This window comes from Acinetobacter haemolyticus (assembly GCF_003323815.1).
In the GTDB taxonomy this organism is placed as follows: domain Bacteria; phylum Pseudomonadota; class Gammaproteobacteria; order Pseudomonadales; family Moraxellaceae; genus Acinetobacter; species Acinetobacter haemolyticus.
Genome location: NZ_CP030880.1, coordinates 3,281,916 through 3,303,085, shown reverse-complemented (window position 1 = coordinate 3,303,085; position 21,170 = coordinate 3,281,916). Strand labels below are relative to the sequence as shown.

The window sequence follows — 21,170 nt, the reverse complement described above, 5'->3', positions numbered from 1 at the left end:
CAATATTCATTTGGATTTTTTCTTTAAATATTCTGTTGGTGTCATTCCCATTTCTCTTTTGAACATATAGGAAAAGGCACTAGGACTTTCATAACCTAGATCTAAGGCAATATTTAATATAGGTTTTTTCATTTCTAAATCAGTCAATGCTTGTAATAATTTTGCCTGCCGAAGCCATACACTAAAACTCATGTTTAACTCTTTTTGAAATAGTCTTGAAAGTGTTTTGGGACTTAAATGGTATTGTAATGCAATATTTTTTAAATTATTTACAATAGACAGATCTGCTTTAATATTCTGACAAATTTCTTTGAGTACCTCAGATTGTGCTTCTGGTAACTGAAAGGGGATTTCTTCTAGAAATCTTAATTCATCTAAAATGAGTTCTAAAAGCCGTTCATTTCTTGTATGAGGTAAGATGTCATCCTTAATCTCTACAGCTTGATTAATCAATTCTGAAAGTAGTCTTGGGATAGCCACAACGCAGCATTGAGTGTTGAAGTCTGCACGAGCAAAGGGATCTACGAATATTCCTCTCGCTTCAACTTCACCAAATATAGTAATTGAATGCTCTTTGTTTTCAGGAATCCAAATTCCTTTAGATGGTGGAATTACCCAGATACCTTCAGCCGTTTGAACATGAATGACCCCAGAAAGTGTATGCAATAATTGGATACGATCATGTTGGTGAGTTACCTCCAGATGCCCATCGGCATATGACTGTGCGTAAGCATAAATAGAATAATTTAACTGACCATGGGAATAATGCACTGTGTACATCCCTTTAAGCATTAAAAAATTTTTTATATTTGACATCTTTTAATACTTAAAAATATCAAAAACTAGATGTTTAATGGATATTTATTAAGTGGCGAATAGAAAATACTAATACAACCAATTGTTAATAAATAATAAATTTACAAAGATGAATTTTACTCACTTTTCTATGAAACTAAATCATTTTTATTCATGTTGTGAATCAGGTATAAATCACATCATAAAGAAATGAGATTTATCACGGAAATTAGGGTGTCAGATCAATGAGTAAAGAATTTAAATTTACGATAAAGAGTATTCGTTTCGATGAAGACTATCGCCCTTCGGACAATACTCGCATTACCACCAACTTTGCGAATTTGGCTAGAGGCGAAAGTCGTCAAGAAAATTTACGCAATACTTTAAAAATGATCGACAATCGTTTCAATACTTTGGCACATTGGGATAACCCAAATAGCGATCGCTATTCTGTCGAACTTGAAATTATTTCCGTTGAAATGAAAATTGATGCTGAAAGCAATACAAATGCATTGCCTTTGATTGAAATATTAAAAACCAATATTGTTGATAAAAAAACCAATCAGCGCATTGAAGGCATTGTCGGAAATAATTTTTCTTCTTACGTACGTGATTATGATTTTAGTGTGTTATTGCTTGATCATAATAAAAATCAGTCTGAATTTAAAACACCAGAAAACTTTGGTGATCTACACGGCAACTTATTTAAGAGCTTTATTAACTCTGATACTTACAAAGCAAACTTTAAAAAACAGCCTGTGATTTGCCTCAGTGTTTCGAGCAGTAAAGTTTATCGCCGTAGCGAGAATCAACATCCGGTTTTGGGTGTCGAATACCTGCAAGATGAATACTCTTTAACGGATGAGTATTTCCAAAAAATGGGCTTAAAAGTTCGTTACTTTATGCCGCCAAATAGCGTTGCGCCTTTGGCTTTCTATTTCTCAGGTGATTTGCTAAGTGATTACACCAACCTTGAGTTGATCAGCACAATTAGTACCATGGAAAGCTTCCAAAAGATTTATCGTCCTGAGATTTATAACGCTAACTCTGTGGCAGGAACGTTTTATCAACCGAGTTTGAAGAATCAAGATTATTCACTGACTCGCATCGTATATGACCGAGAAGAGCGTAGCCGATTGGCGATTGAACAAGGCAAATTCGTTGAAGAGCAGTTCATCAAACCCTATCAGAATGTTCTTGAGCAGTGGACAAAGAACTACGCTGATCAAAACTGTGCTGCTGTTTAACTATTCATATTGAGAAGATGATTGACGATGAAAATATTATTACCGACTTCAACAGCTGGCAGCTTACCAAAACCATCTTGGCTTGCAGAACCAGAAAAGCTTTGGTCACCTTGGAAGTTGCAAGATGAAGAGTTGATTCACGGCAAACAAGATGCCTTACGTTTGTCCTTGCATGAGCAACAACTTGCAGGCATTGACATCGTTAGCGATGGTGAACAAACCCGTCAGCATTTCGTAACTACATTTATTGAACATCTTGACGGTGTAGATTTTGAAAAACGTGAAACCGTTCGAATCCGTGATCGTTATGATGCGAGTGTGCCGTCAGTTGTAGGTGCTGTAAGCCGTCAAAAACCTGTTTTTGTTGAAGATGCTAAGTTCTTACGTCAACAGACTAAGCAACCGATCAAATGGGCGTTACCAGGCCCAATGACCATGATTGATACACTATATGATGGTCACTACAAAAGCCGTGAAAAACTCGCTTGGGAATTTGCCAAAATTCTTAATCAAGAAGCGAGAGAGTTAGAAGCCGCAGGTGTAGATATTATTCAGTTCGATGAACCCGCATTTAATGTTTTCTTTGATGAAGTGAATGATTGGGGTGTTGCGACTCTAGAACGTGCACTTGAAGGTCTTAAATGTGAAACTGCCGTGCATATTTGCTATGGTTATGGGATCAAAGCCAATACTGATTGGAAAAAGACCTTGGGTTCAGAATGGCGTCAATATGAAGAAGCATTCCCTAAGCTGCAAAAATCCAAGATTGATATTGTTTCCTTAGAATGCCATAACTCTCGTGTACCAATGGATCTGATTGAACTGATTCGAGGTAAAAAAGTAATGGTGGGCGCGATCGATGTAGCAACTAATCAAATTGAAACACCTGAAGAAGTTGCCGATACCTTACGCAAAGCACTTCAGTTTGTGGATGCTGACAAACTCTATCCATCGACCAACTGCGGTATGGCACCTTTAGCACGTGACGTCGCAAGAGGCAAACTCAATGCTTTAAGTGCTGGTGCTGACATTATTCGTAGAGAGCTTTCTGCTTAAAATAGATACTGAAATAGTAATGTGTATAGGATTGCCGATTTTATTTGAGTAAATCGGCAATCATGATTTTGATGAAAAGCAGATCTCATTTTACTCAGCATGTCTGTAAACTAAATGCTGATCTGATCAAGTCGAATGATATAGCCAAGCACATAAGCGTATGGCTCAATTGCTGGAACTGAATGATGATTGAATCAATAGACTTTAGAAATGCGATGTCTTTGTTGACCAGTGCCGTGAGTGTTGTGACGACTACTGGTTTATCAGGTCGTTATGGATTTACTGCATCTGCAGTATGTAGTGTGACGGACACGCCGCCGACATTATTGGTTTGTATGAATAAATCATCGAGTTCACATGTACACTTTGTTGAAAATAAAATTTTAACTGTCAATGTCTTAGGCGCACATCATGAACATATTTCTAAAGTATTTTCGTCTAAATTAGCGCCCGAAGAACGCTTTAAACATGGTATCTGGACCGAGTTAGAAACAGGTGCTCCTGTTTTGGATGATGCTTTGGTAAGTTTTGATTGCGAAATTGATCAAATCCAAGAAATCGGGACGCATACTATTTTTATTTGTCCTATTGTAGCGATTCAACGTAGTCAGCATGACCAAAGTTTGGTGTATTTTAATCGTGCTTATCATCAGGTTGGGCAGGTGGAAGTGGTGTAAGATAGGGGTTAAACACTTGTTTTGATATTATTATTGCTTCAGATAAAAAAACTTCTATGCTAAAAAAACTAAAAACAGCATGCCAAACCAGTTTGTTTATGAAAAACTTCATGCTAAATGTGAAGCGTTGATTTGATCTTCACTAACATGGTATTGAGAAGCGAAAATTGAAATTTAAAAAACTACCTGCCAAATATGCGGTTTGGATTGTACCATTCTTATTATCAGCTTTAATGAGCGGAATCATATCGTTTATAAATCTGTCGATGAATTTAGGTTTTATACCCGAATTTGTTTCAAAATGGTTTGCGACATGGATGTTATCTTGGGCAATCGCATACCCAACGGTATTGGTGTGTCTGCCATTGGTTCGGCGTTTGACGGCTTTGTTTGTGGACCTCCCACCACAGCCTTAAAAATTTGTTGCACCAATGATCGTGAAAACAGATTTTGATTGTCTCATGAATGGTACTCAGCGTATTACCAAAAGACTATATTGAATCGTGTTTGTATTGCTAAGATCAATAAAACAACTCATTGCAATAGCATAGGTAAAAGAGAGCGAAATCATGAGCAATAATAACGACTATGATATTTCTGATTCAAAAGACTGCGAAACTTATATCAATCAATTTATTCAAGAATTTACGATTCGATCTGCAGAAATAGGCAAGGGCACCATGATTAAGCGTGCGTTGCCTAGTCGTCAAAAACGCTTGGTCGGAGCTTGGTGTTTTCTCGATCACGCAGGCCCAGTGAGCTTTCCCGCAGGCGATGGCTTAGATGTCGGGCCACATCCGCATATTGGTTTGCAGACTTTTACATGGATGATTGAAGGCACCATGATGCATACTGATAGTCTAGGTTCTAAGCAACTTATACGTCCTAAGCAGGTCAACTTAATGACAGCTGGCCGTGGTATTTCTCATACTGAGGTTGCACCAGAGATCGAAACCAAGATGCATGCAGCGCAACTATGGATTGCTTTGCCTGATGATAAGCGCAATATGGAGCCTAATTTTCAGCATTATCCAGAATTACCTGTTGTGGTTAAAGATCAAGTTGAATTTACAGTGTTGGTCGGTGAGTTTCTAAATACGCTTTCACCTGTTGAGGTGCATACACCTTTGGTTGGCGTGGATTTAACTGCACAAACCGATACTAAAACCCGAATTCCGCTCAATCCAAAATTTGAATATGCCTTTATGGCATTAGAAGGTACAGCCCGAGTCAATGGACATGAGCTTAACACGGACAATATGGTGGTTCTAGAAACTGGATTAACTGAAATAGAAGTTGAGTTAACCCAAGGTCACCGTGTGCTGTTAATTGGTGGAGAGCCATTTGAGTCGCCTATCTTGCTCTGGTGGAATTTCGTCGGACGTACCATGGAAGATCTAAAACAAGCACGTGAAGATTGGATTAATCATCATTCTCGTTTTGGAGAGATTCCTGATTATCAAGGTAAACGCTTAGAGGCGCCTACATTACCAGATCAAATGAGGGCTTCGAAATGAGTGTGATTGCAAGTGCAAAAGTACAGGCATTGACTGCGCCGTGGCAAGGTGAAGTAAGCAGTGGTACACATCAATTTTTGACCGATAAACCTGAAGCTGCTGGTGGGCATGATACTGGGCCAGCGCCGTATGATTTTCTCACGGCTAGCTTAGCATCGTGCACGATGATTACTTTGCGTATGTATGCTAAACATAAAGAGATAGAACTCGGGGATTTTTCAGTTGAAGTTGATTTTCATACTAATCGTGAACAGCAGGAACATATTGAGCGTCGAGTAATATTTACTCAACCTGTTTCACAAGATTTAAAAGAAAAACTTCTCAATGTCTGTAGTAAAACACCAGTAACTAAAACTTTGTTACGCAGTTTAGACATACAGACGGTGATTCTTTAACATGATAATGCTATTGTGCTTGGGCAAAATATAATTCTAAACGCAACTGTGAGAGGGATTTAAACAACAGTTGCGTAGCACATGGCAGGCATAAAAATGATTACCTTACATTATCTGCAATGCTCACGTTCATTTCGAATACTGTGGGCATTAGAGGAGCTTGGTATCGATTATCAAGTTGAATACTACCAAAGGTCGCCCAACTACACCGCTCCTGAAAGTCTTAAGCAAATTCATCCGCTAGGCAAGGCTCCGATTTTGGTTGATGATGCACAGGTCATTGTAGAATCTGCCGTGATCTTGGATTATTTACAACAACGTTATGATGAGCAGCAACAGTTTAAACCGCAACACATGGAAGATCAGCATCAATATCTGTATTGGATGCATTATGCTGAAGGTTCTTTGATGCCTTTGTTGGTGATGACTTTAGTATTGAATAGTGTGAGTAAACACGTTCCTTGGGTAATTCGGCCAATTGCCAACAAAATTACGGATGGTGTCAAAGCAGGCTTCGTTCGCCCTCGTGTCAAAGAGCATATTATTTATTTAGAAGATTATTTGGCAGAACATGATTATTTTGCAGGAGCGTTTTCTTTTGCAGATATTCAAATGGCATTTCCATTGATGGCATTACAAAAGCGTTTACATGGTAAATATCCAAATATACAGGCTTTTGTTCAACGAGTTCAGGAACGTGCTGCTTTTCAGCGCGCTGAGCAGAAAAGTTTAGATTCTGAATGCGTTTAAGAGACACCCATTAAAAAAGGAACGAGTCATCGTTCCTTTTTTTGTTGAGTATATCGAATTAACGTTTAATGACGATGGAATCAATCCCACTGTGTTGCAAGGTTTGTTGTGCGGCAAGAGCAGCTTCTTGACTATCATAAGGACCTGAAATGACCCGATACCACGTTTGACCATTCTCAACACTTCTCACCACATCCGCAGATAAACCATTCAGAATGATCTCTGCACGACGAGCATCTGCACTGTCAGGATCTGGATAGCTACGAACTTGTAGAATATAGGTCGGTGCAGTAGGTTGAGTTTCTTCACTGGCAGTGATACCACCCTCAGATTCCTCTGTTGTGGTCGCTTCAACTCGAGGTGACTCGATAATCACGACATTACCTTGCTGTTTGGTTTCTGGTACAGCTTGTTCAGGAATAGGAGTGACTTGCTGTTGTGGAAGTAAGTCGTAAAAACGGTAGTCTTTATTGGTATTTTCTTCTTGATAATGTTCAGACGTGATCTGACTTTTAGCTGGAACGGGCTGCCATGGTTTCCACAACATCAGCATCACGATTGCACATAAGATTGCAAGAATTGCAACAAGCATGCCCAACCACTTTGGAATCAGTGGTTTTTTGGGTTTATTTGGTCGTTCAGATACACCACGTTGCGTTTTTCCAAACACCGGAGATTCCTCTTAATCCTAAGGGGCTGTTTATTCAGCCATGCATTGCGTTATTGGCTAGAACCACTCAAACAATATGACGCGCTAAGAACAGCGATTCCCTGATTGAGCTTATATTATTTGTAACTTGAATCTTGAAAGAAACAAAGCATTATCTTTAAAAATAATGCTTTGTTTGTCCGATATCAATCAAGGTTTTGTCATTATTTTGCTTTACAAAGTGCCATTTCATTTATGAGTGACACTTCGGGCGTAGCCCTCCGTCTTGCGACATGAGCAGCAACGCTGAGTAAGAGTGTTGCTTACATTGCCTCAGGAGCGGACACACCCAATAATTCTAAACCATTACGCAATACTTGCTGCACGTTGATTGAAAGTAATAAACGCGCTTGAGATAGTGGAATATTTGCTTCATCAACAAATTTAACGCCATCTTGTGCATACCACCCATGAAATAACGCAGCAAGATCTTTTAAGTAGTTGCCAATTTGATGTGGTTCACAGACATTCGCAGCACGAATTACAATTTCAGGGTAAGCTGCTAATTTAGCTAAAATTTCTGTTTCAGCATCTAATGTTAATAAGTTGGCAACTTGGCGTGCAGATGCAACGTCAAATGCAATGCCTTTCTCTTTAGCACGGTTCACAATACTGTTTACACGCGCATGCGCATATTGAATGTAATACACTGCATTGTCTTTGCTTTGTGAAACAGCAAGATCTAAATCAAAGTCGATATGTTGCTCAGATTTACGCATGACATAGTAGAAACGAGCAGCATCGTTACCAACTTCCTTACGCAAGTCGCGTAAAGTTACGAATTGGCCTGAACGAGATGACATTTGTACCATTTCACCACCGCGCCATAAACTCACGAACTGAACTAAAAGTACGGTCAGTTTCTTCGAGTCATAACCCATCGCATCAATCGCTGCTTTCACACGTGAAATATAACCGTGGTGGTCAGAACCCCAGATATCAATCAGGTCGGTATAGCCACGTTGTAATTTATTCAAATGGTAAGCAATGTCCGAGGCAAAATAAGTGGTTTGACCATTACGACGTTTTACAACACGATCTTTTTCATCGCCAAATTCAGTCGATTTAAACCAGATATTACCTTCTTTTTCATAGAGGTAGCCACGCTGATCAAGAGTTGCTAATGCTTCATCAATTTTTTCTGTTAAAGATGCTTCACTGAACCACTTATCAAAAGTCACACCAAAATCAGCAAGGTCATCTTTAATGTCGTCTAAAATGGCATGTAACGCTGCTTGATGGAAAACGCGATAGCCTTCGCCTAATTGTTGTTGTGAGTTGGCAATTAGTCCATCGATATGTTTTTCTTTGTCACCAGATAGCACAACCTTATTGCCTTCAGCATCTAATGCTTCAGCGTATTGCACGTCTTCTGGTACATCTTTATAGATGTCTGCTACTGCACGAACATAGGCATTGCCATCTTTATTAATAATTTCTTGTGCAATTTCTTTGACATAGTCGCCTTGATAGGCATTTTTAGGGAAAACCAGTGTTTGTCCCGTCAATTCTAAATAACGGAGATAGGTTGAAGTCGCCAAAATATCCATTTGACGACCAGCGTCGTTGACATAGTATTCGCGATCAACTTTTGCCCCAGTTGCTTCCAATAAGTTCGCAACAGTCATGCCATAGGCAGCTCCACGTCCATGACCGACATGTAAGCTTGACGTTGGATTAGCAGAGACGAATTCAACCTGAATTTTCTTGGCTGCATTGACTTGGCTACGACCATATTGATCTTTTTGCGCTTCAATCTGATCAAGTACAGCAAAACGTTGATCTGCGTTTAAGAAAAAGTTAATAAAACCAGGACCTGCAATTTCTGCTTTGCTGATGTCTGCAACCTCAGGGAGTGCTGCCAATATCTTTTCAGCAAGATCACGAGGCTTCATGCCTGCTGCTTTAGAGCCGATCATCGCAATATTCGAAGCAAAGTCTCCGTGACTTCGGTCTTTAGTACGGGTTAAATGGCTCGTGTTGGTCCAATCTGAAGGAAGTACGCCTTGTTGTTGCAGGGTGTGTACCGCATGATCGAGAGCTGCTTGTATTGCCGTATTCATAGTTACCGAAATAAATGTCGCGGAAAAACGCTAAATATAGCAAATTTTGCAGCTTTAAGGGGAGAGGGATTTGTGAGGATTTAAGATATTCCTATAAATCTTTTTTTGTTCGGATTTCATCACATGAGAAAAAAGATGCTATGTCACTGCATTGACATAGCATCTGGTCATTCAGACTTCTAGAATTTCAGCTAACAGTTCATCACTAGGTGCAAAATAATAAGCACCATCTACCGCAGTGGTGAAGTGTAATAGACGATCATGGATACCATCTCCAGTGGTACCAAACATGCGTTTTAACATTTCATCAATGATGTTTAAGTTGTTGGTATATGCGACGAAGAAAAGGCCTTGTTCACCCTTGCCATCACCATAAGGTAGGCTATGACGTAAAATTTCCATTTCTTCGCCAGCATCATCTTCGACAACCGTACGAGCAACATGTGCATTTTCAGGCTTTACATCGTCATCAAGTTCGATTGATTCGAGTTTCGTCCGCCCAATCACATGTTCTTGTGCATCAACTTTGAGTTGGTGCCATTTGGCTAAATCGTGGACATAGCGTTGTGCAAAAATAAAACTACCATCCGCAAATACACCTGCTGAATCTGGGATGAGGGTTGCTTCTGCACGGTCTTCAGGGAATTGTGGGTTTTCCGTGCCATCAATAAAGCCAGTCAAATCACGGCCATCAAATTGGCGGAAACATGCGCGTTCATCAAGCACTTCAACTTTATCTTGTATACCCGCAAAGAAGGCTTGGCTCATTGCAAAGCATAGATCCGCGCGGGCGCTGGCAATATGAATAAATACATCCGCAGGCACGACAGGCATATTAAATGCCCCTTGTTCAGGATTAAGTTGTTTAAAACCTGTGGGTGTTTCTGCGTAGAGTTTTGCCCAAAGTTCAGGGCCAAAGGCAATTGCTGTTTTAATTTGACCGTTTGGATGTTGGCTAATCAGGCGATCACGAGTTGAAAGTAGAGCATCAATCTGTTGTTTTAATTCAAGAATAGTTAAATCTTTTAAGCGCAAAACAATAAAACGGGCATGATCAGATGGTAGTGGAAGAATGACAGATTGAGCAGTCATTAAAAACTCCTTCATTATTTTTTAAAGGTCGGAAAATAAATCATTGTGCCTGATGTTGATTGAGCTTAAAAGTTTATTTGCTCAGTTTTATGGTCTTATCACATAAGATCATGGCAAAATAAAAACGGTATAATTCCACTTTTTATGTTGCCGTGTTGCTATGTCTTTACAAGTCTGGTTTGCGTTTATGTTGGCCTGCTGGGTGATTAGTATTTCACCTGGTGCGGGAGCAATTGTCTCCATGTCGAGTGGCTTAAATCATGGGTTTAAGCACGGGTATTGGAATGTGATAGGGTTGCAAATTGCATTGCTGCTTCAAATTATGATTGTTGCTGCGGGTGTCGGTGTATTGTTTGCGACAACACCTTGGGCGTTTCAGTTGGTGAAATGGTTCGGCGTTGCCTATTTACTTTACTTGGCGTATCAACAGTGGACAGCACCCATTCAAGCCATTGAGATTGAAAAAGAATACATCCACAAATCTGCTTCTGCTTTGATGTTTAAAGGATTTGTGGTCAATATGAGTAATCCCAAAGCGATTGTATTTTTATTGGCGGTGTTGCCGCAGTTTTTGGACTTAGGGCGATCACAGTGGTTGCAATATCTGATTATGGCGATCACCATGGTGACAATCGATTTGATTGTGATGGCGGGTTATACAGGGTTAGCTTCAAAAGTATTGAGATTATTGCGATCGCCAAAACAGCAGAAATATTTAAATCGAAGCTTCGCGATGATGTTTAGCTGTGCTGCATTGCTACTTGGCGCAATCCAGCAATCCAATTAAAAAATGCGGATTAGCTTGTCTGTGACGATCTATTAAATTTTTGAAGCATAAAAATCACGGCGAAGATCAGCGCCATAAATAAGACAATACTTAAGCCGGTCGCGATATTTAATGCTGCACTTGACCATAAGCCAACTGTAATACCCAATTGTGCGAGCAAGAATGCCCAAAGCACCATTTGTTTAGGCGAGTGAGCAAGGAGACGTGCACTCAATGCTGGGATGACTAATAGCGCACCCATGAGTAATGAGCCTACAGCACGCAGTGCTAAGACCGTAAACAAAGCCAGAAGCAACATAAAAATTAAGCGTTGCCAATTGGCATTGATCCCTTCGCTCATCGCGATATCTGGATCAATTGCGATTTGGATTTGTGCAGACCATGAACGATATAACACCACCAAAGCGATCATGATGACTACCGCAAAAATAGGTAAGTCTGACCATTCAATACTGAGTAGATCGCCAAATAAATAGCTTAATAACTCTGGTCTTAGGCTTGGGACTTGTTGAATCAGTAGTAAACCAGCACAGAGAAGTGTGGCTGAACACAACGCCAGCAATGCATCATTAGGTAGCCGAGAATCATGAAGAACCCATAAGATGGCAACTAACAATAGCGCTAAAAAACCAACGCCTAACCAAAAAGGAAGACTCAAAATTCCTGCGATTGCGACCCCGAGCAACGTACCGTGAGCCATCGTATCTGCAAAGAAAGACATTCTGCGCCATAGCATTAGACAGCCGAGTGGTGCGGTCAAGAACACCAGTAATGTTCCCATAATCCAAGCGGGTAATAGCAGTTGTAACCATTCCATCATGGCTTAGACCTTTGGTTCGGGATGAATATGGGGGCGAGGGTCATGCGCACATGGCTCAGCATGATCACTATGCACACAGTGGTTATGATGGTGCTGGTAAAACATCCGTTGCGTCCCAAATATAGCTTGATACTCAGGATGCTGTTGGATACTTTCAGGTAAGCCACTACAACAAATATGTTTATTTAAACAAACCACACGATGTGTTCCTTGCATCACCCATTGTAAGTCATGTGAAACCATCAGTACTGCACAGCCATAGCGTTCAGGTAGGCTGCGAACATATTCATACAACTCTGCTTCGGATTGGATATCTAAACCTTGCATTGGCTCATCTAGAATGAGAATGTCAGGTTGACGTAATAATGCACGAGCTAGAAGAACACGCTGGCGTTCGCCTCCAGACAATTGTTGGACTCTAGATTCTTGTAATTTTGAGATGCCAGTATCGTGGATAATTTCTTGACGAAGACGTTTCTCGCAAAACTCTAAATCCAATAGGTCTTGAACACGAAGTGGTAAACTTGCAGATGGATTGAATTTTTGTGGGACATAAGCCATTTTTAACTTTTTCGAAAAATGAACTTTGCCTTTATTGGGAGACATGATGCCCAGTAATACTTTAATGAGGGTTGACTTTCCTGCGCCGTTTGGACCGATGAGCGTGACAATCTCTTTGGCATTTAAGTCAAAATCAACATTTCTCAAAATCTCTCGTTCATCACGTTGAACAGAGATATTCTCCAACTGGATGAGTGGAGTTGTTAGGGTGCTGTGCTGCACTGATGACATTTCCCAGAAATTTCAATAATGCTGTGCTGAGCAGTGAATTGATCGGAAGCAGCCAATTGATCAAGTTGCTGGATCAGTCCTTGAGCAGACGCCTCTTTAACCATATGGCATTCTGTACAAATTAGGAATGCAGCTTGATGCCCTTCACGTGGATGACAACAAGGTATATAGGCATTAATTGAGGTGAGACGGTGAATTAAGCCTTTTTCCAACAAAAAGTCGAGTGTGCGATACACCGTTGGTGGGGCAGCAGGGCGATCAGCTTGGCCTTTTAATTTTGCCAACAAATCGTAAGCACCCATCGGTGCAGAGGCATTTAAAATGAGTTCAAGGACTTCTTTGCGTAAAGGTGTGAGCCGTGCACCAGTTGTGGTACACAGATATTCTGCTTCAGCAAGTCGTGCTTTGATATCATGATGACCATGAACACCGTGTAAAGCATTGTCATGTTCATGTGAACAAGAACTCATAAATGGACCTCATTATTAGCCAAGGGTCTATTGATCTTCACGCACACATTAAAAAGTGATCCAAGCCACTAGATTTAGCAAGCATCTAAAAAATAGAAATGTGTAGTGTGTTCAATAGACCCTACATCATACCATGCAATTCATTGAGAACTCACTATATAAGTCATACTTGTGATAGAAGCTGTGGCAAATATAGAAAATAGACATAGGCATTTTTGAACTTTTGTTATATTATAACATGCCTTGCCAAGTTGAGTAGTGTTGTAATGTTGCGCCTTGTTTTGTTCGTCACCTTTTCCTTATTAAGCACATGGGGCTGGACGCAAAGCTTAGTCGTGTCAACACAGCCAATTTATTTGATTGCAAAAGAAGTGACCAATGGTGTGGAAACGCCAACCCTTCTTTTAAGTGATCAGACGGGACATGATGTCCACTTAACGCCTGCACATCGCAAAATCATTCAGGATGCTTCCTTGGTGATTTGGTTGGGCAAGGCACATGAAGCACCATTAGATAAATTGTTAAGTCAGAATAGAAAAGCCATTTCACTTTTAGATGCGGGTATTCTGACAATTTTACCACAGCGTAGTTTACGTGGTGCATCATTGGATAATACAGTTGATAGTCATGTTTGGTTAGAACCTAATAACGCGGTTCGAATTGCATTTTTCATCGCGGCCTTACGCTCGCAACAATACCCAGAAAACAAAGCGAAATACACAGCCAATGCACGAGAGTTTGCGCAGCAAATGCGACAAACAGCGCAACAATATGAAAGTAGTCATAAGTCAAAACCATATTGGTCTTATCATGATGCATATCAGTATTTAGAAAGAGCACTGAATTTGAAATTTGCAGGTGCTTTGACTGATGATCCACACATTGCACCAACAGCCGCACAGATTAAGTATTTGAATGACAATCGTCCAAAAACACAGATGTGTTTGTTGGCTGAAATTTCAGCGAATCAAAATGTCTATCGCAGGTTAAATCCCGTCATTTTTGAAACAGTGGATGAAAGCATGAACGGTGAGGACAATTTTATTGCTGCTTGGAAAAAATTGGCTTCAAAAACCGATAAATGCGTGATAAGTGTTCAAAATTGATCAAAAAAATAAAAATGCGTTGACTCTATCGTCAAAAAATATGGTAACGAAAAAAGCAGACTTAGGTCGATAAAAGATTGCATGTTCAGGGGTGTAACTCTATAATGCCAGCGATTCGAAACGATCATGATTAAAACTTGTCAAGCAGTTATGCTGTGAGTGGGTAAAAAATGAGCCGAACTAGTCGCTTGATTGACCGACGATTAGCAAAAGCTTTGGTCTTCTTACAAGCATGTATGATTCCAGTTGCAGCTTTGCTGGCATGGATGATAAATGATAGAACTGCTGCTTTGAGTGCTGCGCTTGGGGCCTCGGTTTGTTGGTTAGCATATTGTTATTTTGCTTGGCAGTCGTTCAGGACGGCTGGTGCTAGGGCATCAAAACAAGTCATGCTCAACATGTATCGGGGAATGCTCGGTAAGTTTGCGATTGTGATCGTGGGTTTTATTTTGATTTTGAGCAATGTTAAACCGCTGTCACCGGTTGCATTGTTGGGTGGATTTATTCTCGTTCAAGCAATGTCGTGGGTTGCGCCATTTTGGGTGTCACGATTGCAACAACGAGAATAGGGCACATTTAAAGATTTTTGGAGGGTAGAGTGAGATATTTGCAGTCCGCAATATTCATTTTTCCTCTTTTTAATGATTGACATTGACCAGGTGTGATTTATGGCTGCTGAAGAACATGCCCTGACTTCGACCGAGTATATCAAGCATCACTTGACCAATATGACCTATGGCAAAATGCCAGATGGGACATGGAAATTGGCTGAGTCTGCTGAAGAAGCTCAATCGATGGGGTTCACTGCAATTCACTTGGATTCAATGGGTTGGTCTATCGGACTTGGTATTATTTTCTGTTTGATGTTCTGGATTGTTGCGAAAGCTGCTAACGCAGGTGTTCCAACAAAATTCCAGTCAGCAATCGAGATGATTATCGAGTTTGTGGACTCAAGTGTCCGTGACACCTTTCATGGCAAATCACGTTTAATTGCACCATTGGCATTAACCATCTTTGTGTGGATTTTCCTCATGAACTTGATGGACTTAGTGCCTGTTGACTGGATTCCTGTCCTAGCTCAACAAATCGGTGCTCACGTATTTGGTATGGACCCGCATCATGTTTACTTCAAGATTGTACCGACTACAGATCCGAACATTACCTTAGGTATGTCGTTATCTGTGTTCGCCTTGATCTTGTTCTATAGTATTCGTGAAAAGGGTGTAGGTGGTTTTGTTGGCGAATTGGCACTTAACCCATTTAACCCAAGTAATAAATTTGCAAAAGCGTTATTGATTCCAGTGAACCTTGTATTGGAGTTAGTAACTTTCCTTGCTCGTCCAGTTTCGTTGGCTCTTCGACTGTTCGGTAACTTATATGCGGGTGAGTTGATCTTCATCTTGATCGCATTATTGCCGTTCTGGATCCAGTGGGCGTTATCTGTGCCTTGGGCTATTTTCCACATTCTTGTAATCACCTTGCAAGCATTTATCTTTATGATGCTGACCATCGTTTACTTGAGCATGGCAAGCGAAAAGCATTAATGGTATTGCCTAACTATCAGTTGATGGTTGGGCTTAAATTTTTAGTTTAATTTGGTAATAACCTAACCTCTGAGGAATTTTTCATGGAACTCACTTTAGGTCTAGTTGCAATTGCATCTGCTATCTTGATCGCTTTCGGTGCTTTAGGTACTGCGATTGGTTTTGGTCTTTTGGGTGGTCGCTTTCTAGAAGCTGTTGCTCGTCAACCAGAATTGGCTCCACAACTTCAAACTCGTATGTTCTTAATCGCGGGTCTTCTTGATGCTGTGCCTATGATCGGTGTTGGTATTGGCTTGTTCTTCATCTTCGCTAATCCATTTGTAGGTTAATAGCTTAATTCCTAAATCCACATATTGAGGAATAGCGAAATGAATATCAACCTCACATTGATTGGCCAAGCGATTGCATTTGCGGTTTTTGTCGCATTTTGTATGAAGTTTGTTTGGCCACCACTAATCAATGCGATTAGTGAGCGTCAGCGTAAAATTGCTGATGGCTTAAATGCTGCTGAAAAAGCGAAAGCTGACTTAGCTGATGCGCAAGCACAAGTAAAGGCAGAGATCGATGCAGCAAAAGCACAAGCGGCTCAATTGATCGAACAAGCGAACCGTCGTGCGGCACAATTGGTCGAAGAAGCGCGTACCCAAGCTGCGGCTGAAGGTGAGCGTATTCGTCAACAGGCGAAAGAAACTGTTGATCAAGACATCAATGCTGCTCGCGAAGAATTACGTCAACAAGTTGCTGCTTTGGCAGTTGATGGCGCAGAAAAAATTCTGAACCAACAAGTTGACGCAGAAGCTCATAATGCCATGCTGACTCAGCTGGCTGCTAAACTTTAAGCGAGGGAAATATGGCTGAACTCTTGACGTTGGCACGCCCATACGCTAAAGCAGCATTTGCTTATGCATCTGAGCAGAATGCAACTGACGCTTGGTCAAATGCGTTACAACTGCTCGGTGCTGCGGTGCAAGATGAAGCATTTTCCGCTTATTTAAATCGCCCTGAGCTGACTCCTGCGGAACAAGTAGGTCTTTTTGCGAAGGTTTTAGGTGAAGATCAATCTCAAGCAGTGTCAAATTTTCTGACACTTCTTGCAGATAACGATCGTTTAACGTTGTTACCTGAAATCGCAGCAGAATATGAATTACTTAAATCGCAGAACAACAACACCTTGGAAGTAGTGATTGAATCTGCTTTCCCGATGGACGCGAAGCAAGAGCATATTTTAGCTCATGCACTAGAAAAACGTTTTAACAAAACAGTTCAAATGACTGTGACCGTTAATCCGGCGTTGATCGCAGGTGTTGTGATTCGTGCAGGCGACCAAGTGATAGATGACTCTGCGCTTAACAAGCTTGAAAAAATGCGGACTCGTCTTCTTGCGTAATAGCAAAAAGACTGAACTTAAAAAAGATTGAGGAATAGCGCAATGCAACAACTGAATCCATCCGAGATCAGTGCGCTCATTAAACAGCGTATCGGCGATCTGGACACCAGCGCGACCGCAAAAAATGAGGGTACCATTGTTATGGTATCTGACGGTATCGTGCGTATTCACGGTCTTGCGGATGCCATGTACGGCGAAATGATCGAATTCGACGGCGGCTTATTCGGTATGGCACTGAACCTAGAACAGGATTCAGTGGGTGCCGTTGTTTTAGGTAACTACCTAAGCCTGCAAGAAGGTCAAAAAGCTCGTTGTACTGGTCGTGTATTAGAAGTTCCAGTAGGTCCTGAACTTCTTGGCCGTGTAGTAGATGCTTTGGGTAACCCAATTGATGGGAAAGGCCCTATTGATGCAAAACTAACTGATGCTGTTGAAAAAGTAGCACCAGGTGTAATTTGGCGTCAGTCAGTAGACGAACCTGTTCAAACTGGTTATAAATCAGTTGATACCATGATCCCTGTAGGTCGTGGTCAGCGTGAGTTGATTATTGGTGACCGTCAAACTGGTAAAACAGCAATGGCGATCGATGCGATCATCGCTCAGAAAAACTCTGGCATTAAGTGTGTATATGTTGCGATTGGTCAAAAACAATCAACAATTGCAAACGTTGTACGCAAGCTAGAAGAAACTGGCGCTATGGCGTATACAACTGTTGTCGCAGCAGCGGCTGCTGATCCTGCAGCAATGCAGTACTTAGCTCCGTACTCTGGCTGTACAATGGGTGAATACTTCCGTGATCGTGGTGAAGATGCGTTAATCATTTATGATGATTTGTCTAAGCAAGCTGTTGCTTACCGTCAAATTTCATTGTTATTACGTCGTCCACCAGGTCGTGAAGCGTATCCAGGTGACGTATTCTATCTTCACTCGCGTCTTCTTGAACGTGCTTCTCGCGTTTCTGCTGACTATGTTGAGAAATTCACGAACGGCGAAGTTAAAGGCCAAACTGGTTCTTTAACTGCATTACCGATCATTGAAACTCAAGCTGGTGACGTATCTGCATTCGTACCAACCAACGTAATCTCGATTACTGACGGTCAGATCTTCCTAGAAACATCATTATTCAACGCAGGTATTCGTCCTGCTGTGAACGCGGGTATCTCTGTATCTCGTGTTGGTGGTTCTGCTCAAACTAAGATCATCAAAAAATTGTCTGGCGGTATCCGTACTGCTTTAGCGCAATACCGTGAATTGGCTGCGTTTGCTCAGTTTGCTTCTGATCTTGATGAAGCGACTCGTAAGCAACTTGAGCATGGTCAACGTGTAACTGAGTTAATGAAGCAAAAACAATATGCTCCATACTCAATTGCTGACCAAGCTATTTCTGTATATGCATCTAACGAAGGCTACATGGCTGACGTAGAAGTGAAGAAAATCGTAGACTTTGATGCTGCGTTGGTTTCTTACTTCCGCTCTGAACATGCTGCGTTAATGCAACAGATCGATGAAACTGGTGATTACAACAAAGACATCGAAGCTGCAATCAAAGCAGGTATTGAGAGCTTCAAAGCGACTCAAACTTACTAAGTTAAGCTTTAGTTAAGTTTGGTTCACGGATCAACCTTCGAAAGCTCGAAAGAGCTTTCGACTACTAGGTTAAGCGTATGGCAAATTTAAAAGAAATTCGCGCCAAAGTAGCTAGTATCAAGAGCACGCAAAAGATTACTCGCGCGATGCAAATGGTAGCTGCTTCTAAAATGCGTCGTGCGCAAGAGCGCATGGCTCAAGGCCGTCCGTATGCCGATAATATGCGCCGTGTAATTGCTCACTTGGTTCAAGCAAACCCTGAATACAAACACCGTTATATGGTTGAACGCCCTGTTAAGCGTGTTGGCTATATCGTGGTGTCTTCAGATCGTGGTTTGGCAGGTGGCTTGAACATTAACTTGTTCAAGAAAGTTGTGCAGCATGTCAAAGCACAACAAGAGCAGTCAATTGAAGTTGAATTTGCTTTGATTGGTCAAAAAGCGGTTTCGTTTTTTAAGAGTTACGGCGGTAAAGTGCTTGGTGCAACTACCCAACTTGGTGATACACCGAGTTTGGAACAGTTGACAGGTTCTGTTCAGGTGATGCTTGATGCATTTGATAAGGGTGAATTAGATCGTATTTACCTTGTGTCAAATGGTTTCGTCAATGCGATGACCCAACAACCTAAAGTTGAACAACTTGTTCCTTTGGCACCAGCAGAAGAAGGCGAAGATCTTAACCGTACTTATGGTTGGGATTATATCTACGAACCAGAAGCAGAAGAGCTGTTAAATGGTTTGTTGGTTCGCTATATCGAGTCGATGGTTTATCAAGGTGTAATTGAAAACGTTGCATGTGAGCAATCTGCTCGTATGGTCGCAATGAAAGCAGCGACAGACAACGCAGGACAATTGATTAAAGACCTACAACTCATTTACAACAAGCTGCGTCAAGCCGCGATTACTCAGGAAATTTCCGAGATCGTTGGCGGTGCCGCTGCCGTTTAACATTATTAAGTTTGAATTGAGGAGACAGCAATGAGTAGCGGTCGTATCATTCAGATCATCGGCGCGGTTATCGACGTCGAGTTTGAGCGCAATAGCGTTCCTAAGATCTATGACGCTCTCCAAGTTGACGGTACTGAAACTACATTAGAAGTTCAGCAACAGCTTGGCGATGGTGTTGTTCGTACCATCGCAATGGGTTCTACAGAAGGTCTTAAACGTGGCCTGAATGTAACTAGTACAAATGCACCGATTTCTGTTCCAGTAGGTCCTGCTACGCTTGGTCGTATCATGGACGTTTTGGGTCGTCCGATTGATGAAGCGGGTCCAGTTGCGACTGAAGAGCGTTTGCCGATTCACCGTGAAGCACCTTCTTATGCAGAACAAGCAGCTTCTACTGATCTTTTAGAAACAGGTATTAAAGTCATTGACTTGCTATGCCCGTTCGCTAAAGGTGGTAAAGTTGGTTTGTTCGGTGGTGCTGGTGTTGGTAAAACCGTTAACATGATGGAGTTGATCAACAACATCGCTAAAGCGCACTCAGGTTTATCTGTATTCGCTGGTGTTGGTGAGCGTACTCGTGAAGGTAACGACTTCTATCACGAAATGAAAGATTCTAACGTTCTTGACAAAGTAGCAATGGTCTACGGTCAGATGAACGAGCCACCTGGTAACCGTTTACGCGTAGCGTTAACTGGTTTGACCATGGCTGAATATTTCCGTGATCAGAAAGATGAAAATGGTAAAGGTCGTGACGTATTGTTGTTCGTAGACAACATCTACCGTTATACACTTGCAGGTACTGAAGTATCAGCATTGTTAGGCCGTATGCCATCTGCAGTAGGTTACCAACCGACACTTGCAGAGGAAATGGGTGTTCTTCAAGAGCGTATTACGTCGACTAAGTCTGGTTCGATCACATCGATCCAAGCAGTATACGTACCAGCCGATGACTTAACAGATCCATCTCCTGCAACTACGTTTGCTCACTTGGATGCAACAGTTGTATTGAGTCGTGACATCGCTTCACAAGGTATTTACCCTGCGATCGATCCACTTGACTCAACTTCACGTCAGCTAGATCCATTGGTTGTTGGTCAAGAGCATTATGAAATTGCACGTTCTGTACAGAACGTATTGCAACGTTATAAAGAGCTTAAAGACATCATCGCAATCTTGGGTATGGACGAATTGTCTGAAGAAGATAAATTGGTTGTTTACCGTGCGCGTAAAATCCAACGTTTCTTCTCTCAACCATTCCACGTAGCTGAAGTATTTACTGGTGCACCTGGTAAATTAGTACCACTTAAAGAAACGATTCGTGGCTTTAAAGGTCTATTAGCTGGTGAATACGATCACATTCCAGAACAAGCGTTCTATATGGTTGGTGGTATTGACGAAGTGATTGCTAAAGCCGAGAAACTTTAATTAG

24 protein-coding genes are annotated in these 21,170 nt (G+C 41.3%); 17 read left to right on the top strand and 7 right to left on the bottom strand.

Translation table 11 applies throughout. From position 1 onward, the window contains the following. Window positions 1-6 precede the first annotated feature (6 nt). On the bottom strand, window positions 7-816 hold the full coding sequence (locus DS737_RS15300) for an AraC family transcriptional regulator (protein ID WP_228206831.1): 810 nt from the start codon (window positions 814-816) through the stop codon (window positions 7-9). A 224-nt stretch (window positions 817-1,040) separates the two neighbouring features. Here DS737_RS15300 and DS737_RS15295 point away from each other — a divergent pair, with 224 nt between their 5' ends. The 7 genes from DS737_RS15295 (at window position 1,041) to DS737_RS15265 (ending at window position 6,437) form a co-directional block, all read left to right on the top strand. Further along, a complete protein-coding gene (locus DS737_RS15295; RefSeq protein WP_113997868.1) occupies window positions 1,041-2,042 on the top strand; it encodes a DUF1852 domain-containing protein in 1,002 nt (333 codons plus the stop codon). A 27-nt stretch (window positions 2,043-2,069) separates the two neighbouring features. Next, complete coding sequence (locus tag DS737_RS15290; RefSeq protein ID WP_004637464.1) at window positions 2,070-3,098, top strand: methionine synthase; 1,029 nt, start codon at window positions 2,070-2,072, stop codon at window positions 3,096-3,098. 185 nt (window positions 3,099-3,283) lie between these two features. Next, window positions 3,284-3,775: a flavin reductase gene (locus tag DS737_RS15285; RefSeq protein WP_005085705.1), complete on the top strand. Its 492-nt coding sequence runs from the start codon at window positions 3,284-3,286 to the stop codon at window positions 3,773-3,775. 266 nt (window positions 3,776-4,041) lie between these two features. Then, a complete protein-coding gene (locus DS737_RS16400; RefSeq protein WP_017394446.1) occupies window positions 4,042-4,191 on the top strand; it encodes a DUF2798 domain-containing protein in 150 nt (49 codons plus the stop codon). A gap of 153 nt (window positions 4,192-4,344) precedes the next feature. Beyond that, window positions 4,345-5,292 (top strand): pirin family protein, encoded by a 948-nt coding sequence (locus tag DS737_RS15275; RefSeq protein ID WP_005085704.1) that lies wholly within the window; start codon window positions 4,345-4,347, stop codon window positions 5,290-5,292. After that, window positions 5,289-5,687: an OsmC family protein gene (locus DS737_RS15270; RefSeq protein ID WP_075316387.1), complete on the top strand. Its 399-nt coding sequence runs from the start codon at window positions 5,289-5,291 to the stop codon at window positions 5,685-5,687. The genes DS737_RS15275 and DS737_RS15270 overlap by 4 nt, the downstream gene beginning before the upstream one ends. Window positions 5,688-5,783: 96 nt before the next feature. Then, window positions 5,784-6,437: a glutathione S-transferase family protein gene (locus DS737_RS15265; RefSeq protein WP_005085700.1), complete on the top strand. Its 654-nt coding sequence runs from the start codon at window positions 5,784-5,786 to the stop codon at window positions 6,435-6,437. A gap of 58 nt (window positions 6,438-6,495) precedes the next feature. Here the strand turns inward: DS737_RS15265 and DS737_RS15260 are convergent, their stop codons facing one another. From DS737_RS15260 to DS737_RS15250, 3 genes are all read right to left on the bottom strand, one after another. Next, window positions 6,496-7,107: an SPOR domain-containing protein gene (locus DS737_RS15260; RefSeq protein ID WP_113997867.1), complete on the bottom strand. Its 612-nt coding sequence runs from the start codon at window positions 7,105-7,107 to the stop codon at window positions 6,496-6,498. A 302-nt stretch (window positions 7,108-7,409) separates the two neighbouring features. Continuing rightward, complete coding sequence (gene argS, locus DS737_RS15255) at window positions 7,410-9,209, bottom strand: arginine--tRNA ligase (protein ID WP_113997866.1); 1,800 nt, start codon at window positions 9,207-9,209, stop codon at window positions 7,410-7,412. Window positions 9,210-9,380: 171 nt separating this feature from the next. Then, window positions 9,381-10,301: a Dyp-type peroxidase gene (locus DS737_RS15250; protein WP_075316384.1), complete on the bottom strand. Its 921-nt coding sequence runs from the start codon at window positions 10,299-10,301 to the stop codon at window positions 9,381-9,383. 160 nt (window positions 10,302-10,461) lie between these two features. Here DS737_RS15250 and DS737_RS15245 point away from each other — a divergent pair, with 160 nt between their 5' ends. After that, window positions 10,462-11,088, top strand: a complete 627-nt coding sequence (locus DS737_RS15245) for a LysE family transporter (protein ID WP_113997865.1) — start codon at window positions 10,462-10,464, stop codon at window positions 11,086-11,088. Between the two features lie 10 nt (window positions 11,089-11,098). Here the strand turns inward: DS737_RS15245 and znuB are convergent, their stop codons facing one another. The 3 genes from znuB to DS737_RS15230 are packed head-to-tail and all read right to left on the bottom strand — an operon-like array spanning window position 11,099 to window position 13,170. Further along, window positions 11,099-11,908, bottom strand: a complete 810-nt coding sequence (gene znuB / locus DS737_RS15240) for a zinc ABC transporter permease subunit ZnuB (protein WP_004637474.1) — start codon at window positions 11,906-11,908, stop codon at window positions 11,099-11,101. A 3-nt stretch (window positions 11,909-11,911) separates the two neighbouring features. Further along, a complete protein-coding gene (gene znuC / locus DS737_RS15235) occupies window positions 11,912-12,700 on the bottom strand; it encodes a zinc ABC transporter ATP-binding protein ZnuC (protein ID WP_005085692.1) in 789 nt (262 codons plus the stop codon). Then, a complete protein-coding gene (locus tag DS737_RS15230; protein ID WP_004637476.1) occupies window positions 12,673-13,170 on the bottom strand; it encodes a transcriptional repressor in 498 nt (165 codons plus the stop codon). Before DS737_RS15230 ends, znuC begins: the two co-directional genes overlap by 28 nt. Before the next feature lie 266 nt (window positions 13,171-13,436). Between DS737_RS15230 and DS737_RS15225 the strand changes: the two genes are divergently transcribed. The 9 genes from DS737_RS15225 to atpD all read left to right on the top strand — a co-directional run bounded on the left by DS737_RS15225 (window position 13,437) and on the right by atpD (window position 21,166). Then, window positions 13,437-14,276 (top strand): metal ABC transporter substrate-binding protein, encoded by an 840-nt coding sequence (locus tag DS737_RS15225; protein ID WP_005085690.1) that lies wholly within the window; start codon window positions 13,437-13,439, stop codon window positions 14,274-14,276. Between the two features lie 170 nt (window positions 14,277-14,446). Beyond that, entirely contained in the window at window positions 14,447-14,845 is a 399-nt protein-coding gene (locus tag DS737_RS15220; protein ID WP_004637479.1) for an ATP synthase subunit I, read from the top strand. A 99-nt stretch (window positions 14,846-14,944) separates the two neighbouring features. After that, window positions 14,945-15,820: a F0F1 ATP synthase subunit A gene (gene atpB / locus DS737_RS15215; RefSeq protein WP_004637481.1), complete on the top strand. Its 876-nt coding sequence runs from the start codon at window positions 14,945-14,947 to the stop codon at window positions 15,818-15,820. Window positions 15,821-15,903: 83 nt separating this feature from the next. Beyond that, window positions 15,904-16,149 (top strand): F0F1 ATP synthase subunit C, encoded by a 246-nt coding sequence (atpE, locus tag DS737_RS15210; protein WP_000424060.1) that lies wholly within the window; start codon window positions 15,904-15,906, stop codon window positions 16,147-16,149. A 39-nt stretch (window positions 16,150-16,188) separates the two neighbouring features. Next, window positions 16,189-16,659: a F0F1 ATP synthase subunit B gene (locus DS737_RS15205; RefSeq protein ID WP_004637483.1), complete on the top strand. Its 471-nt coding sequence runs from the start codon at window positions 16,189-16,191 to the stop codon at window positions 16,657-16,659. 11 nt (window positions 16,660-16,670) lie between these two features. Continuing rightward, window positions 16,671-17,207: a F0F1 ATP synthase subunit delta gene (locus tag DS737_RS15200; RefSeq protein ID WP_004637485.1), complete on the top strand. Its 537-nt coding sequence runs from the start codon at window positions 16,671-16,673 to the stop codon at window positions 17,205-17,207. 42 nt (window positions 17,208-17,249) lie between these two features. Further along, on the top strand, window positions 17,250-18,794 hold the full coding sequence (gene atpA / locus DS737_RS15195) for a F0F1 ATP synthase subunit alpha (protein WP_004637486.1): 1,545 nt from the start codon (window positions 17,250-17,252) through the stop codon (window positions 18,792-18,794). A gap of 77 nt (window positions 18,795-18,871) precedes the next feature. Continuing rightward, window positions 18,872-19,741 carry a F0F1 ATP synthase subunit gamma gene (gene atpG, locus DS737_RS15190; protein WP_004637487.1) on the top strand — a complete coding sequence of 290 codons (870 nt, stop codon included), beginning with the start codon at window positions 18,872-18,874 and terminating at the stop codon, window positions 19,739-19,741. Window positions 19,742-19,771: 30 nt separating this feature from the next. Next, entirely contained in the window at window positions 19,772-21,166 is a 1,395-nt protein-coding gene (gene atpD, locus DS737_RS15185) for a F0F1 ATP synthase subunit beta (RefSeq protein ID WP_004637488.1), read from the top strand. Window positions 21,167-21,170: the final 4 nt, after the last annotated feature.